16 protein-coding genes are annotated in these 15,228 nt (G+C 43.1%); 13 read left to right on the top strand and 3 right to left on the bottom strand.

What is annotated here, in order from left to right; genetic code table 11:
* Positions 1 to 56 precede the first annotated feature (56 nt).
* The 13 genes from BACHE_RS00455 (at position 57) to folE (ending at position 11,116) form a co-directional block, all read left to right on the top strand.
* Complete coding sequence (locus BACHE_RS00455; RefSeq protein WP_013545758.1) at positions 57 to 770, top strand: pyridoxine 5'-phosphate synthase; 714 nt, start codon at positions 57 to 59, stop codon at positions 768 to 770.
* Positions 770 to 1,486, top strand: coding sequence for a MotA/TolQ/ExbB proton channel family protein (locus tag BACHE_RS00450; protein ID WP_013545757.1), 717 nt, complete (start codon positions 770 to 772; stop codon positions 1,484 to 1,486). Before BACHE_RS00455 ends, BACHE_RS00450 begins: the two co-directional genes overlap by 1 nt.
* A 38-nt stretch (positions 1,487 to 1,524) precedes the next feature.
* The gene (locus BACHE_RS00445; protein WP_013545756.1) at positions 1,525 to 1,941 is read left to right on the top strand and encodes an ExbD/TolR family protein; all 417 of its coding nucleotides are present in this window, start codon (positions 1,525 to 1,527) and stop codon (positions 1,939 to 1,941) included.
* Positions 1,938 to 2,753 (top strand): TonB family protein, encoded by an 816-nt coding sequence (locus BACHE_RS00440; protein ID WP_013545755.1) that lies wholly within the window; start codon positions 1,938 to 1,940, stop codon positions 2,751 to 2,753. The genes BACHE_RS00445 and BACHE_RS00440 overlap by 4 nt, the downstream gene beginning before the upstream one ends.
* A 14-nt stretch (positions 2,754 to 2,767) precedes the next feature.
* Positions 2,768 to 3,316, top strand: a complete 549-nt coding sequence (locus tag BACHE_RS00435) for a DJ-1 family glyoxalase III (RefSeq protein ID WP_013545754.1) — start codon at positions 2,768 to 2,770, stop codon at positions 3,314 to 3,316.
* Positions 3,316 to 3,987, top strand: coding sequence for a 2-C-methyl-D-erythritol 4-phosphate cytidylyltransferase (locus BACHE_RS00430; protein ID WP_013545753.1), 672 nt, complete (start codon positions 3,316 to 3,318; stop codon positions 3,985 to 3,987). Before BACHE_RS00435 ends, BACHE_RS00430 begins: the two co-directional genes overlap by 1 nt.
* Positions 3,975 to 6,071, top strand: coding sequence for an ATP-dependent DNA helicase RecG (gene recG, locus BACHE_RS00425; RefSeq protein WP_013545752.1), 2,097 nt, complete (start codon positions 3,975 to 3,977; stop codon positions 6,069 to 6,071). Before BACHE_RS00430 ends, recG begins: the two co-directional genes overlap by 13 nt.
* Before the next feature lie 269 nt (positions 6,072 to 6,340).
* On the top strand, positions 6,341 to 7,213 hold the full coding sequence (locus BACHE_RS00420; protein WP_013545751.1) for a M23 family metallopeptidase: 873 nt from the start codon (positions 6,341 to 6,343) through the stop codon (positions 7,211 to 7,213).
* 106 nt (positions 7,214 to 7,319) lie between these two features.
* Complete coding sequence (locus BACHE_RS00415; RefSeq protein WP_013545750.1) at positions 7,320 to 7,862, top strand: DUF1599 domain-containing protein; 543 nt, start codon at positions 7,320 to 7,322, stop codon at positions 7,860 to 7,862.
* Positions 7,852 to 9,150, top strand: a complete 1,299-nt coding sequence (locus tag BACHE_RS00410) for a BT_3928 family protein (protein ID WP_013545749.1) — start codon at positions 7,852 to 7,854, stop codon at positions 9,148 to 9,150. Before BACHE_RS00415 ends, BACHE_RS00410 begins: the two co-directional genes overlap by 11 nt.
* Entirely contained in the window at positions 9,147 to 9,902 is a 756-nt protein-coding gene (gene tpiA / locus BACHE_RS00405; RefSeq protein WP_013545748.1) for a triose-phosphate isomerase, read from the top strand. Before BACHE_RS00410 ends, tpiA begins: the two co-directional genes overlap by 4 nt.
* Positions 9,903 to 10,032: 130 nt before the next feature.
* The gene (locus BACHE_RS00400; RefSeq protein ID WP_013545747.1) at positions 10,033 to 10,488 is read left to right on the top strand and encodes an SPOR domain-containing protein; all 456 of its coding nucleotides are present in this window, start codon (positions 10,033 to 10,035) and stop codon (positions 10,486 to 10,488) included.
* Between the two features lie 40 nt (positions 10,489 to 10,528).
* Positions 10,529 to 11,116 carry a GTP cyclohydrolase I FolE gene (gene folE / locus BACHE_RS00395; protein WP_013545746.1) on the top strand — a complete coding sequence of 196 codons (588 nt, stop codon included), beginning with the start codon at positions 10,529 to 10,531 and terminating at the stop codon, positions 11,114 to 11,116.
* Between the two features lie 19 nt (positions 11,117 to 11,135).
* Here the strand turns inward: folE and dnaG are convergent, their stop codons facing one another.
* The 3 genes from dnaG to BACHE_RS00380 all read right to left on the bottom strand — a co-directional run bounded on the left by dnaG (position 11,136) and on the right by BACHE_RS00380 (position 15,138).
* On the bottom strand, positions 11,136 to 13,184 hold the full coding sequence (dnaG, locus tag BACHE_RS00390; RefSeq protein WP_013545745.1) for a DNA primase: 2,049 nt from the start codon (positions 13,182 to 13,184) through the stop codon (positions 11,136 to 11,138).
* A 110-nt stretch (positions 13,185 to 13,294) separates the two neighbouring features.
* Positions 13,295 to 14,068 carry a prephenate dehydrogenase gene (locus BACHE_RS00385; RefSeq protein ID WP_013545744.1) on the bottom strand — a complete coding sequence of 258 codons (774 nt, stop codon included), beginning with the start codon at positions 14,066 to 14,068 and terminating at the stop codon, positions 13,295 to 13,297.
* A gap of 2 nt (positions 14,069 to 14,070) precedes the next feature.
* Positions 14,071 to 15,138 (bottom strand): bifunctional 3-deoxy-7-phosphoheptulonate synthase/chorismate mutase type II, encoded by a 1,068-nt coding sequence (locus BACHE_RS00380; protein WP_013545743.1) that lies wholly within the window; start codon positions 15,136 to 15,138, stop codon positions 14,071 to 14,073.
* Positions 15,139 to 15,228 lie beyond the last annotated feature (90 nt).

Genomic DNA, 15,228 nt, shown 5'->3' with positions numbered 1-15,228 from the left:
TTGCTGCCAACATATCGCTATTATTTGTACTTTTGCCCCAAACTATGAATCGAATTATGACGAGATTAAGCGTAAATATAAATAAGGTTGCAACGCTGCGTAATGCCCGTGGAGGTGATATGCCTGATGTTGTAAAAGTGGCTTTGGATTGTGAAAACTATGGTGCTGACGGTATTACCGTACATCCTCGTCCGGATGAAAGACATATTCGTCAGAATGATGTTTACGATTTGCGTCCGTTACTGCGCACTGAGTTTAATATAGAAGGATATCCTGCTCCGGAATTCATAGACCTTGTTTTGAAGGTAAAACCGCATCAGGTGACTTTAGTGCCTGATAGTCCTACACAGCTTACTTCAAATGCCGGTTGGGATACAAAGACTCATTTTGATTTTTTGAGTGAGGTGCTGGATGAATTCAATGATGCCGGTATCCGTACATCGGTTTTTGTTTCCACTGATGCCGATATGATAGAACATGCTGCAAAAGCAGGTGCTGATCGTGTCGAATTATATACGGAACCATACGCCACAGTTTATCCAAAAGACCGTGAAGCGGCAGTTGCCCCTTTTGTGGAAGCGGCAAAAGTGACTCGTAGCTTGGGACTGGGGCTGAATGCCGGACATGACCTGAGTTTAGTGAATCTGAATTATTTTTATCAAAACATTCCATGGTTGGATGAAGTCTCTATCGGACATGCACTGATTTGCGATGCTCTGTATTTGGGATTGGAACGTACCATACAGGAATATAAAAACTGTCTTCGCTGATGAATGCAATGTTGTTATTAGCCCAAATGGCTCCGGCACTTACTGATTCTATTGTAGGTGCTAATCCGGTATTGACTCCTGTTTCTGCTTCTGATGAGATGAACTTATGGAGCATGGCTGTCAAAGGTGGCTGGATCATGATTGTATTAGGTCTGATGTCCATACTTTGCTTCTATATCTTGTTTGAACGTAATTATGTGATCCGGAGAGCCGGGAAGGAAGATCCTCTGTTTATGGATAAAATCAAGGATTACATTTTGGGTGGCGAATTGAAAGCTGCCATAGCTTATTGCCGCAGTGTGGATACTCCTTCTGCACGTATGATTGAAAAAGGCATCAGTCGGCTTGGACGTCCGGTGAATGATGTGCAGGCTGCTATCGAAAATGTGGGCAATATAGAAGTGGCCAAGCTGGAAAAAGGAATGACAATCATGGCTACTATTTCAGGCGGTGCTCCTATGCTTGGCTTTCTTGGTACTGTAACGGGTATGGTAAGGGCTTTTTGGCAGATGGCAAATGCAGGTAATAACATTGACATAACAATGCTTTCCGGTGGCATCTATGAAGCGATGATAACTACGGTAGGAGGTTTGGTAGTCGGTATCGCAGCCATGTTTGCCTATAATTATCTGGTGACTCTGATAGACGGAGTTGTTAATAAAATGGAGGCCAAGACAATGGCATTTATGGACTTGCTGAATGAGCCTGCACGTTGAGCAATTAGAAATAAGAATTAAAAAATGGGGAAGAAGACGTGTTAAAACGTAGAATTAAAATATCACCTAATTTCAGCATGGCATCCATGACGGATTTGATTTTCCTGCTGTTGATTTTCTTTATGATAACATCGACAATGGTATCGCCTAATGCTATTAAAGTGTTGTTGCCACAAGGAAAACAGCAGACTTCTGCTAAACCTTTGACGAGAGTTGTCATTGATAAGGATTTGAATTATTATGCTGCTTTTGGCAATGATAAGGAAAAAATGTTATCGTTGGAAGAACTGACTCCATTTTTGCGGGAATGTGCGGAGAAGGAACCTGATATGTATGTTGCTTTATATGCTGATGAGACAGTTCCTTATCGGGAGATTGTTAAGGTGCTAAATATTGCAAATGAAAATAAATTCAAGATGGTGCTGGCTACACGCCCACCGGAAGGAAAGAAATGAACCATAAAAAAAAAGGAAAATATGCCGGAATTATAGGCGCTCTGTTGATACATGTCGCCTTTATTACCATTCTGATGCTGGTGGGATTTGCAGTGCCTCGTCCTCCGGAAGAAGATGGTATGCCTGTGATGTTGGGAGAAGTACCTGATGCATTGGGCATGGCAGATCCCTCTTTGGTAGAAGTGGATGTCGCTCCTGAAGAGAAGGTTCCACAGATGGAGGAAGCCGGAGAGCAAAATATTATAACTCAAGAAGATGAAGAAACAGTTGTCTTGAAACCTAAGTCTGACCCTAAGAAAAAAGAAGTAAAGAATCCTGAAAAAACAACTGCCGAAAAAGCAGCGGAAGCTCGTAAACAAGCTGAAGCGAAAGCTGAGAAAGAGCGCAGAGAAGCCGAAGAGGCGGCACGTAGGCGGGTTTCCGGTGCTTTTGGTAAGGGGGCGCAGATGGGAAGCAAAGGAAATTCGGAAGGCAAAGGAATTCAAGGCGCTCCTACGGGAAATGCTGCGACGGGAGCAACATCGGGTATCGGAGGTTATGGAACCTTCAATCTTGGTGGTCGCTCCATAGGAGAAGGGGGGCTTCCACGACCGGTGTATAATGTGCAGGACGAAGGCAGAGTGGTGGTTACAATAACCGTAAATCCCGCAGGACAAGTGATTGCAACTGATATCAATCGTCAAATGACAAATACCGTAAATCCGGCTTTGCGCAAAGCAGCGGAGGATGCGGCCAAAAAAGCGCATTTCAATGCAGTAAGCGGTTTGAATAATCAGACAGGAACAATAACGTATTATTTTAATTTAAAATAAGAGGAGAGAAAATTATGGGTACAGTTTATGTTTTTTTTGCTGACGGATTTGAAGAAATTGAAGCTTTCACTTCTGTTGACGTAATGAGACGTGCGGGCTTGAATGTTGAAATGGTGACAGTAACTCCTGACGAAATTGTGACAGGCGCTCATGACATACCAGTCTTGTGCGATAAGAATATAGTGAACTGTGATTTTTTTGATGCAGATATGATTTTGCTTCCGGGTGGTATGCCAGGTGCTGCTACATTGGAAAAGTGTGATGATTTACGTAAATTAATATTGCGCTTTGCTGGAGAAAACAAACCGATTGCTGCTATTTGTGCTGCTCCCATGGTGCTGGGTAAGCTTGGCTTGCTGAAGGGAAAGAAGGCTACTTGTTACCCTGGTTTTGAACAATACTTAGAAGGTGCTGAATGTACAGGTGCTCTGGTTGAGAAAGACGGCAATATTATTACTGGCAGAGGTCCGGGTGCTGCTATGGAATTTGCTTTGGCTGTTGTCGGACTTTTGCTGGGTAAGGAAAAAGTAAAGGAATTGAAAGAAGCGATGTGCGTTTGCTGATGAAGTATGCTCTGATTGTTGCAGGAGGTAAGGGCTTACGTATGGGGGCGGATATTCCCAAACAGTTTCTTCCCGTTGGAGGAAAGCCTGTGTTGATGCATACATTGGAAGCTTTCCATGCTTATGATCCGGATATGCAAATAATATTGGTACTTCCACGCAGTCAACAAAATTATTGGAAACAACTGTGTAGGGAGTATCATTTTTCGTTATCCCATATCATTGCAGACGGTGGTGAAACCCGTTTCCACTCAGTGAAGAATGGTTTGGCTTTGGTGAAGACTTCCGGTTTTGTGGGGGTGCACGATGGTGTTCGTCCATTTGTGTCACAAGAGGTGATTTCTCGTTGCTATGATTTGGTTGTGGAAAAGAAGGCGGTTATCCCCGTGACAGATGTTGTGGAAACTGTACGTCATTTGGAGAGAGGACGGAGTATTACTGTCAGCCGTGATGATTATAAACTGGTTCAGACACCACAGGTTTTTGATGCAGATCTTTTGAAAGAAGCTTATAGGCAACCTTATGCATCTTGCTTTACAGATGATGCTTCCGTTGTAGAAGCTTTTGGCGTACCTGTTTTCCTCACAAATGGAAATAGGGAGAATATAAAAATAACCACTTCTTTTGATTTAAAAATAGCTGCTGTCCTCATAGATTCATGTTCGATTTAGTTACTCGTGACATAAAATATTTGTCGGGTGTCGGACCGCAACGCGCTTCGGTGCTTAATAAGGAATTGGGCATTTATTCCCTTCACGACTTGCTGTATTATTTCCCTTATAAGTATGTGGACCGTAGCCGTATCTACCATATTCAGGAAATTGACGGCACTATGCCTTATATTCAATTGAAAGGCGAGATTTTGCATTTTGAAACTGTTGGTGAAGGACGCCAACGCAGACTGATAGCTCATTTCTCGGATGGTACAGGAATGGTGGATTTAGTTTGGTTTCAAGGCATTAAATACCTGTTGGGACAATATAAAGTGCATCAGGATTATGTTGTTTTTGGCAAACCAACAGCTTTCAACGGACGAATAAACATAGCTCATCCTGATATAGATCCGGTTTCGGAATTAAAATTATCTACTATGGGGATGCAGCCCTACTACAATACAACGGCTAAAATGAAGCGGAGTTCGCTGAACTCGCATGCCATTGAGAAAATGATGAGCACGGTAATCCAACAATTGCGTGAACCTATACCCGAAACTCTTTCTCCCGCCATTCTGAATGAGCATCATTTGATGTCTTTGACCGATGCTCTGACAAACATTCATTTTCCCGTTAATTCGGAATTGTTGCGTAAGGCACAGTATCGGTTGAAGTTTGAAGAACTTTTTTATGTACAATTGAATATCTTACGTTATGCAAAAGATCGTCAACGTAAATATCGTGGTTATATTTTTGAAAAAGTAGGTGAGATATTCAATTCTTTCTACTCTCGCAATCTTCCTTTTGAGTTGACGAATGCACAGAAACGTGTATTGAAAGAAATCCGGCGCGATGTGGGCTCCGGAAAACAGATGAATCGTTTATTGCAAGGCGATGTCGGTAGCGGAAAGACTTTGGTGGCTCTGATGAGTATGTTGATAGCTCTTGACAACGGTTTCCAGGCATGTATGATGGCTCCTACTGAAATATTGGCAAATCAGCATTATGAGACTATTTGTGAATTGCTGTATGATATGGATGTACGTGTGGAACTTTTGACCGGTTCCGTTAAAGGTAAACGCCGTGAGACGATTCTTGCCGATCTGCTTACAGGAGATGTGCATATTCTGATAGGTACTCATGCCGTGATAGAAGATAAGGTGAATTTTGCCTCATTGGGATTGGTTGTAATTGATGAACAGCATCGTTTCGGAGTGGCACAGCGTGCCCGTTTGTGGACGAAAAGCATACAGCCTCCGCATGTGCTTGTAATGACTGCTACTCCTATACCACGTACTTTGGCCATGACTTTGTATGGTGATCTTGACGTGTCTGTCATTGATGAGCTTCCTCCGGGACGTAAGCCTATTGCTACCATCCATCAGTTTGATAATCGTAAAGAGAGCTTGTACCGATCGGTACGCAAGCAGATTGCAGAAGGACGCCAGGTTTATATAGTTTATCCTTTGATAAAAGAGAGTGAAAAGATTGACCTGAAAAATCTGGAAGAAGGCTATCTGCATATTTGTGAAGAATTTCCCGATTGTAAGGTGTGTAAAGTTCATGGTAAAATGAAACCTGCCGAGAAAGATGCGCAAATGCAGTTGTTTGTTTCAGGTGAGGCGCAAATAATGGTGGCTACTACCGTCATTGAAGTAGGAGTGAATGTTCCTAATGCTTCAGTAATGATTATAGAAAATGCAGAACGTTTTGGTTTGTCGCAACTACACCAGCTTCGCGGCAGAGTAGGGCGTGGTGCAGATCAGTCTTATTGTATCTTGGTGACAGGGTACAAATTGGCGGAAGATACGCGGAAACGTTTGGAAATTATGGTACGGACAAATGATGGCTTCGAAATAGCAGAGGCCGATCTGAAATTGCGCGGTCCCGGAGATTTGGAGGGAACGCAGCAAAGTGGCATTGCTTTTGATCTGAAGATTGCTGACATAGCTCGCGACGGACAACTGCTGCAATATGTCCGTGAAATTGCTCAAAAGGTTATAGATGCAGATCCCACCGGTGCTCTTCCCGAAAATGAGATACTGTGGAGGCAATTGAAAACTCTGAGAAAAACGAACGTTAATTGGGCTGCTATAAGTTGAAATTCGTTTAAATATACACTTTCCTTGCGTTTTATGTTGTAAAACATATCCGTTCGTATCTTCCCTATTTATAGGGGATTAAAGATGAAAAACTCCTACCCTTTTTATCTCACTTCTTGAAAAAAAGTTAATGATATGTGCTGTGTTTCAGATAGAAATGTTACCTTTGGGAGAATTTTTTAAAAATCAATCTGGATATTCGCGTAGAAAAGGTGATGCTGATTGCCGGAAATGCTTGCAACGAATACCAAAATGAATGACGAAACGGAATGAATTTTAATTGGATTAAAACAGCTTTATTAGCTTCGACGGCAATGGTCAGCTTGAATTCTTTCTCGCAAGATCTGATTGCCCGCCAAGCTCCTATCGACAGAAAACTTAAGAGTGTGGATTCATTGGCTTTGCAGAAGCAAATACGTGCGGAACAAGTTTTATATCCTGGCTTGGATTTGTATCCGAATTGGAATAATGAATTTGTACAAGCGTATGGAGATGCCATTGTGCCGGAAAATCATACCTTTGATTTGACAGGTTTTTGTATGCCGACTACCAATGATCGTATTACAGATGTGTTTGGCTATCGTCCCAGGAGGCGGAGAATGCATTATGGATTGGATATCAAAGTTTATGTGGGCGATACGATACGGGCTGCTTTTGACGGGAGAGTGCGTATTGTAAAGAATCAAGGGCGTCGCGGATATGGAAAGTATGTCGTCATTCGTCATGATAATGGATTGGAAACAGTATATGGGCACTTGTCCAAGCAATTGGTTGATATTAATCAGACTGTGAAGGCCGGAGAACCTATCGCATTGGGTGGTAATACCGGACGTTCTACCGGGTCGCATCTTCATTTTGAAACTCGTTTTTTGGGAATTCCTATTGATCCTGCACTCATGTTTGATTTTGAAAAGCAGGATATTGTTGCCGACTCTTACACTTTCCATAAGACAAAAGGGACTACGGGCAATACAGCAAGACAGATGGCTGTCGGTGAAGGTCTGTTCTATAAAGTGAAGAAAGGTGATACATTGGAAAGAATAGCCCGTCGTCAGGGAACAACAATAGCCAAACTGTGCAAACTAAACCGAATTACAAGTAGAACTACTTTGCGGCCGGGACAAGTATTGCGCTGTTCATAGAAACGTAAACAATCTCAATAGGGGAGGGTACTTTAATATAATTTAGAGTGCCCTCTTTTTCTTTTTTCTTTAATTATTCCTAACTTTGCAACTTATTTGTAAGGATATGAAAGATACCAAGCAACAATTTGAACATGTCATTGCCATTTGCCGTGACTTGTTCTCCAAGAAACTTCATGATTACGGTCCGGCGTGGCGTATTCTTCGCCCGGCTTCCGTGACAGATCAGATATTCATAAAAGCCAATCGGATCAGGAGCATTGAAACAAAAGGAATAACTTTGGTGGATGAAGGCATTCGTTCCGAATTTATTGCTATTGTTAACTATGGAATCATCGGATTGATACAGTTGGAATTGGGCTATGCCGAATCTGCTGATATTACGAACGAAGAGGCTATGGCCTTTTATGATAAATATGCCAGTGCTTCTTTGGAGTTGATGCTTGCAAAGAATCACGACTATGATGAGGCTTGGCGTTGCATGCGTATCAGTTCATATACCGATTTGGTTTTGATGAAAATTTACAGAACTAAGCAGATTGAAAGTCTGTCGGGAAAGACTTTGGTTTCAGAGGGTATTGATGCTAATTATATGGATATGATTAATTATTCCGTATTTGGTTTGATAAAGATAGAGTTTGGAAACTGAGAAAAAACATATCATAGCGAAAGTTTGGGTAAATGTCTGCCGCTTTTTACTGGGATTAGTCTTTATATTCTCTGGATTTGTAAAAGCTGTTGACCCATTAGGATTTTTCTACAAAATTCAGGATTACCTGGCCGCTTTCGGTATGGAATCTTGGTTTCCCGTTTATTTGCCTTTGCTCTTTGGCATTGTCTTATCGGCAGTGGAATTCAGTGTAGGCATCTTTATGTTTTTAGGCATACGTAAGAATACAGCATCGACACTGGCTTTACTGATTATGGGAGCAATGACTCCATTGACTTTTTATCTGGCTCTGGCAGATCCGGTATCTGATTGCGGATGTTTTGGAGATGCGTGGATTTTGACTAATTGGCAGACGTTTGGTAAAAATATTGTCTTGCTGATAGCTGCTATATCAATCTTTAGGTGGAAAGATTTGACGGTTCGTTTCATTACGGCTAAGATGGAGTGGATGGTTTCCATGTACACGTTCCTGTTTATCTTTGTACTTTCATTTTATTGTTTGGGTAATCTGCCTATATTGGATTTTCGTCCTTACAAGATTGGGGTAAATATTAAAGCCGGTATGGAAATCCCTGAAGGTGCAAATCCCGGAGTATTTGAAAGTCGGTTTGTCCTGGAAAAAGACGGCAAGCGTCAGGAGTTTGCGTTGGAGGATTATCCGGACAGTACGTGGAAATTTATCGAAACGCATACAGTGTTGAAGGAAAAAGGTTACGAACCTCCTATCCATGATTTTTCTATGATGAATCTGGAAACGGGAGAAGATATAACAGACAGTGTATTGTCAGATAAGGGATATGCGTTTTTATTGGTTGCCCATCGTATAGAGGATGCGGATGATAGTAATATTGACCTTATCAACGAGATTTATGATTATAGCTTGGAGCATGGTTACGCTTTTTATGCTTTGACTTCTTCTCCGGAAGATGAGATTGAATTGTGGCGTGACAAAACAGGGGCAGAATATCCTTTCTGTCAAATGGATGATATTACCTTGAAGACAATTATTCGTTCCAATCCCGGTCTGTTATTGATAAAAGACGGAACTATTTTGAATAAATGGAGCGATAATCGCCTACCGGATGAATATGTGCTGACGGACAGTCTGGATAAGCTGGAAGTAGGCAAGCAGAAGCAGGAGAGCGATTGGCATACTATGGGGTGTGTCTTGCTTTGGTTTATTATCCCTTTGATGTTGGTTATCGGAGTGGATATTTTAGTCGTGAAACGTAAATATATTAACCCTTTTAATAATAAAACAAAATGAGAAAAAACATTGTTGCAGGAAACTGGAAAATGAACAAAACCCTTCAGGAGGGTATTGCTCTTGCAAAAGAACTGAATGAAGCACTGGCTGATGGAAAGCCTAATTGTGATGTAATCATCTGTACGCCATTTATTCATCTGGCATCTGTTACTCCGTTGGTTGATGCTGCCAAGATCGGTGTAGGTGCAGAGAACTGCGCAGATAAAGTATCTGGTGCTTATACCGGTGAAGTATCTGCCGCTATGGTTGCTTCTACAGGAGCTCAGTACGTAATCTTAGGTCACTCGGAACGTCGTGCTTACTATGGTGAAACAGTAGCTATCTTGGAAGAAAAAGTAAAATTGGCTTTGGAAAACAATCTGACTCCGATTTTCTGTATTGGCGAAGTTTTGGAAGAACGTGAAGCAAATAAGCAGAATGAGGTAGTTGCAGCTCAGCTTGCATCTGTATTCTCTTTGTCTGCCGAAGATTTCTCCAAGATTATCCTGGCATATGAGCCGGTTTGGGCTATTGGTACTGGCAAGACTGCCACTGCTGCCCAGGCTCAGGAAATCCATGCTTTTATCCGTTCAACAGTAGCAGAGAAATATGGTAAGGAAATAGCAGACAATTGTTCTATCCTTTATGGCGGTAGCTGTAAGGCTTCTAATGCTAAGGAATTGTTTGCAAATCCGGATGTTGACGGTGGCTTGATTGGTGGTGCTGCTTTGAAGGTTGCTGACTTCAAGGGGATCATTGACGCTTTCAATTAAAAAAGTGGATAGTTAATAGATGATGGCTGATAGTTGGTTACACAAGGATGTGCATATCGACTGTCGTCTGTCATCTGTTAACCATTGTTTACAGTCTATCATTTATTTTTTGGTATATTATTCGTAAGTTATGAAGAAACTTGGTTTACTTTTGGTTGCATGTTTTGCTTTTGCAACTCTTTCTGTAGGTCAGAATAGCATGGTGAAGAACCTGGAACGTAATGTTCCGGGACAAGGCAAGGTAACTATCCATCAGGATGCCCGTATTGCGGCATTGATAGGCACTGAGGCTCATGTTGGTACTGATGAAGAGAAAGTGATTAAAAGTTCGGGATATCGCATACAGGTTTATGCCGGTAATAATACTCGTCAGGCCAAGAATGAAGCCTATTCGGTGGCTTCACGTATAAAGGAGCGTTTTCCTGAGCTTACCGTCTATACTTCATTCAATCCTCCTCGTTGGCTATGCCGGGCCGGAGATTTCCGTAGCATTGAAGAAGCGGATGCTATGATGCGTCAGTTGCGTGCTACCGGAGTGTTTAGGGAGGTTTCCATAGTAAAGGATCAGATAAATATCCCCTTATAGTCTCTTTACAGAATTATAAACATAAACCATAAATTCTCTCATGTTAGGAAAAGAAGAAATAGTATCTCCTTCATTGGATGAACTGAAAGAGCATTATCATCGTATTCTTACTTTATTGGGTGAAGATCCCAGCCGTGAAGGCTTGTTGAAAACTCCGGAACGAGTGGCAAAGGCCATGTTGTCATTGACAAAAGGTTATTTTATGGACCCGCATGAGGTGCTTCGTTCCGCTAAGTTCCAGGAAGAGTACAGTCAGATGGTAATTGTGAAAGACATTGATTTCTTCTCACTCTGTGAGCATCACATGCTTCCGTTTTACGGCAAAGCTCATGTAGCCTATATTCCCAACGGCTATATTACGGGATTAAGCAAGATAGCCCGTGTAGTGGATATTTTTTCCCATCGCCTTCAGGTACAAGAGCGCATGACGTTGCAAATCAAAGATTGCATTCAGGAAACTTTGAACCCATTGGGCGTCATGGTGGTGGTGGAGGCCAAGCATATGTGCATGCAGATGCGTGGTGTAGAGAAACAAAATTCCGTGACTACTACATCCGATTTTACCGGAGCTTTCAATCAGGCAAAAACCCGTGAAGAATTTATGAATCTGATTCGGCATAATTCATAAAGTTCCCAAGCAGGAATATCTAAAAACTTATTACAACTCTGTCTCCCAAATGCTTTGCCATAATGCTCTTTATTTCGCGAAGCTCATTATAGCGTTTCATGATGTTGTTACATCTGGTTTCATCGTTGATGACAGCCGGGTCTTGTAAGGCTGACATGATATGTTTTAATTCCTCGCTGACAATGGCATATTTAAAGTTTATCATCAATGTGGGAACCAGTTCATAAAGTCGTTCTTCATCTGTCACAATCTTTTGGCTTTTGGAGTGGTATTTGCTGAGCTGATAACGATTGCTGATGAGTTCTACACTCAACTTGCTGATGGTAGCGTCCGGATGGGCAAGAAAGTAGCGTTCGGAAATAAATCCTTCATTATGTATATGTTCGGCCGCTTCCGCCAATATCCGACGGTGTAGCGGGTTGTGGAATGCGAGTTCATCTTCTTTCAGATCATTCACGATGTATTCGGTTACGGTAATGGGAACTTCTTTACCAGCTTCATTAGTGATGTTGCACATGATCTTTTCTCCGTAGCGAACTACCATTTGCAGAATCAGACGTTCATATTTGTAAAACTCTTGCCCTTCTTTGCCCTCTTGTGGTATGAAAGAGGTATATTCTTCTGCTGCCGATGGAAGGGGAGTGGGTGCTTCGGGTGGAAATGTTTCGGGCGGATAGTTGTTGGGATATTCTGTATTTTCTTTTGCGGCATTGGCGGAGCGACGCTCCCTTTCAGCACGCTCCACTTGTTGTTCTGTCTGCTTTTCCCGGCGTTTGGCTACCTCGCTTACCAACAGCTTGTCTTCTACGTGTAGCAGTTGCGCGCACTCCTTGATATATACATCGCGTACAATGGCTTCGGGAATGACAGAAATACTTTGTACAAGATTGCCTATCAACTCGGCTCGTTTAATAGGATCTTTGTCTGCTTCCTTCAATAACAGGTTGGTTTTAAAGCGGATAAAATCCGTTTCATTATCCTTGATGAAGGTTTGGAATTCCGTAGCGTTATGCTTGCGGGCAAAGGAGTCCGGATCGTCTCCGTCGGGCAGGAGACAGACCTTGATGTTCATTCCTTCTTCCAATAACATGTCTATGCCCCGCAGGGAAGCATGTATGCCGGCATCGTCGCCGTCATAAAGGATGGTCATGTTATTGGTAAAGCGGTGAATCATGCGGATCTGGCCGGAAGTCAGTGCGGTTCCTGATGAGGCTACCACATTTTCTACACCAGACTGGTGCATGGAGATAACGTCAGTATAACCCTCCACCAAGAAGCAGCGGTCTTGTTTCACAATGGCTTGCTTGGCAAAGTAGATGCCGTATAGCTCATTGCTCTTGTGATAGATTTCCGATTCAGGAGAGTTGACATACTTTACTTTAATCCCTTTGGTGGCGCTGGCAAGTACGCGTCCGCCAAAAGCCACTACTTTGCCTGAAAGCGTATGTACCGGAAAGATGACTCGCCCCCAAAAACGGTCGCGCACGCGGTGATCGTCGGTTTCGTAGCAAAGGCCGGTCTTTATGAGATATTCCTGCTTATAACCTTTTTTCAGGGCTTCTTGTGCCAGAGCGTCGTGGCTTTCCGTACAATATCCCAACTGGAACTTTTCAATGATGTCATCTCTGAACCCCCGATTACGGAAATAAGCCATGCCGATGCTGCGCCCGTCCACATGGTTGTGAAGAATGTTCTGGAAATAGTCGCGGGCAAACTGGTTGACTATGAACAGACTTTCCCGTTCACTCTGAATTATTTTCTCTTCGTTGGACAGTTCCCGTTCTTTGATTTCTATGCCATATTTCTTGGCAAGATACTTCAATGCTTCGGGATAAGACATCTGCTCATGCTCCATGATGAAGTGCACGGCATTTCCTCCTTTGCCGCAGGCAAAGCATTTGCACAGTCCTTTGGCTGGCGACACATAGAAAGAGGGGGTTTTGTCATCATGGAAAGGGCACAAACCTACATAGTTTACACCGCGCTTGCGCAAGGTGACAAAGTCCGATACGACATCGGTGATTTGTGCGGCATCGAGTATCCGGTCTATTGTGGCTTGATCTATCATTACTGTTTCCTTTTGTAGTGGCGCAAAGTTACATATAAAATCAGCCTTTGCAAAAAAAATTGCAAAGGCTGATGCAGATGCGAGGTTACAGATGTTGCATCTTTGGATGGTTATTTGATTTTCTCCCTGATTTTCGTCAGATACTTTTTCATACCTTCCGCATCCTTCGTACTGATGATTTCCAGCAAATTCTTCAGCTCCAGACGAATATTTTCCACCTGCGACGGAGTGCGGGGATTGAAGAGTATTTCCTGAAGCAGATAGTCATCTTCGCTCAGCAGTCCTTTGGCTATGGCCATGTGCTTTTTGAAAGTAGTACCGGGTGCTTCCTGATGTTTCATCACTGCTGCAAACACGAAAGTGGAAACAAACGGGATGGACAAAGAATAAGCTACCGTTTCATCATGCTCATCGAAGGTATATTCGAAAATGTTAAGCTTCATGGTCTGGTAAAGGTCTTTGAAGAAAATCTTTCCCAAGTGGTCACCTTCACTGATGATGATGGCATTTTCCGTATTCAGGTTGCTGAGGCTGGCAAAAGTAGGTCCGAACATGGGATGTGTTGATACATAACGGAAACCGCTTTCTTCATAAAATTTCTTCAGTCCGGTTTTTACCGAAGCGATGTCGCTGATGATGCAGTCTTTAGGCAGCACAGGCAATACCTGGCGGAAAGCGTCTAATGTATATTTCACCGTAACGGCGTTGATTACAAGTTCCGGCTCAAAGTCCTTGATTTCTTCGAGTGTAGTGAACCGGTAGGTGTTGTAAACAAAACGCAATTGAAGTGGATTGGCATCATACACAGCCGTTTCGTGTTGAAAACTCAGGATGTCTGTGAAAAAAGAGCCCATTTTTCCGGCTCCGAGTATTAGTATTCGCATGATTACTTGTTTATAATTTCCATTTGTTGTCTCACGCTCTCCTCATGTATGGCCTCAAATACTTTCTTTATGAATTCGGCGTCCATGCCGCAGAGTGAGCCTTGTGAACCGCGCTTTTCAAGAATTTCATTGTAGCGTCCGGTTTGCAGGATGGTCATATCGTGCTCTTTCTTGTAAGTGCCGATTTCGCGTGCAATCCGCATACGTTTTGCCAGTTCCTGAATCAGATTATTGTCGCATTCGTCAATTTGTTTGCGCAGTTCACTGAGATTTTCGGTGGTCTGCGTTTCTTTGCGGATGACGAGCAGGTTGAGGATGTAGTCAAGGACATCCGGAGTGACTTGCTGGGCGGCGTCGCTCCATGCGCAGTCCGGGTTGCAGTGGCTCTCTATTATCAGTCCGTTGAAGCCCAAGTCCATGGCTTGTTGGCAGAGTGGGGCTACAAGTTCCCTTTTCCCTCCGATGTGGCTCGGATCACAAATGATGGGCAGGTTCGGAATGCGGCGGCGCAGTTCGATGGGAATGTGCCATTGGGGCAGATTGCGATACAATTTCTTGTCGTAGCTGCTGAAACCGCGATGTATGGCGCCCAAGCGTTTTAGCCCGGCATTGTTGATTCGTTCCAAAGCCCCTATCCACAATTCCAGGTCGGGATTTACCGGATTCTTCACCAGTACGGGGATGTCCACACCTTTCAGGGCATCGGCTATTTCTTGTACGGCAAAAGGATTGGCTGTAGTGCGTGCACCTATCCAAAGGATGTCTATACCTGCCTTCAGGCATTCATACACATGCTTTGCGGTAGCTACTTCGGTAGATACGTACATACCTGTCTCTTTCTTCACTTCCTTCAGCCAGGAAAGGCCTTCCACTCCGATGCCTTCGAAGCCTCCCGGTTTGGTGCGTGGCTTCCAGATTCCGGCGCGGAATATCTTGAGGCCTTTGTCTGCGAGCTGCTTGGCGGTGCTCATTACTTGTTCTTCGGTTTCGGCACTGCACGGGCCGGCAATAACTACCGGGCGCTTGTCTTCAACGCCGGACAGTGTGATAGGTTCTAATTCGAGTTCCATATTCTGTTTATTTGTTTAATTATATAGTCTTTTTGTTGTAATCTTTTCCTTTACGTTTTACTAAAAAAGAATCCGGTTTTGATTATGACT

Source organism: Bacteroides helcogenes P 36-108, assembly GCF_000186225.1.
Taxonomy (GTDB): Bacteria; Bacteroidota; Bacteroidia; order Bacteroidales; family Bacteroidaceae; genus Bacteroides; species Bacteroides helcogenes.
This window is presented reverse-complemented; position numbering and strand designations above follow the sequence as displayed.

Coding starts and splice junctions, on each gene's coding strand:
- BACHE_RS00455 (WP_013545758.1), top strand. CDS start 57: ATGACGAGATTAAGCGTAAATATAAATAAGGTTGCAACGCTGCGTAAT.
- BACHE_RS00450 (WP_013545757.1), top strand. CDS start 770: ATGAATGCAATGTTGTTATTAGCCCAAATGGCTCCGGCACTTACTGAT.
- BACHE_RS00440 (WP_013545755.1), top strand. CDS start 1,938: ATGAACCATAAAAAAAAAGGAAAATATGCCGGAATTATAGGCGCTCTG.
- BACHE_RS00435 (WP_013545754.1), top strand. CDS start 2,768: ATGGGTACAGTTTATGTTTTTTTTGCTGACGGATTTGAAGAAATTGAA.
- BACHE_RS00430 (WP_013545753.1), top strand. CDS start 3,316: ATGAAGTATGCTCTGATTGTTGCAGGAGGTAAGGGCTTACGTATGGGG.
- recG (WP_013545752.1), top strand. CDS start 3,975: ATGTTCGATTTAGTTACTCGTGACATAAAATATTTGTCGGGTGTCGGA.
- BACHE_RS00420 (WP_013545751.1), top strand. CDS start 6,341: ATGAATTTTAATTGGATTAAAACAGCTTTATTAGCTTCGACGGCAATG.
- BACHE_RS00415 (WP_013545750.1), top strand. CDS start 7,320: ATGAAAGATACCAAGCAACAATTTGAACATGTCATTGCCATTTGCCGT.
- tpiA (WP_013545748.1), top strand. CDS start 9,147: ATGAGAAAAAACATTGTTGCAGGAAACTGGAAAATGAACAAAACCCTT.
- BACHE_RS00400 (WP_013545747.1), top strand. CDS start 10,033: ATGAAGAAACTTGGTTTACTTTTGGTTGCATGTTTTGCTTTTGCAACT.
- folE (WP_013545746.1), top strand. CDS start 10,529: ATGTTAGGAAAAGAAGAAATAGTATCTCCTTCATTGGATGAACTGAAA.
- dnaG (WP_013545745.1), bottom strand. CDS start 13,184: ATGATAGATCAAGCCACAATAGACCGGATACTCGATGCCGCACAAATC.
- BACHE_RS00385 (WP_013545744.1), bottom strand. CDS start 14,068: ATGCGAATACTAATACTCGGAGCCGGAAAAATGGGCTCTTTTTTCACA.
- BACHE_RS00380 (WP_013545743.1), bottom strand. CDS start 15,138: ATGGAACTCGAATTAGAACCTATCACACTGTCCGGCGTTGAAGACAAG.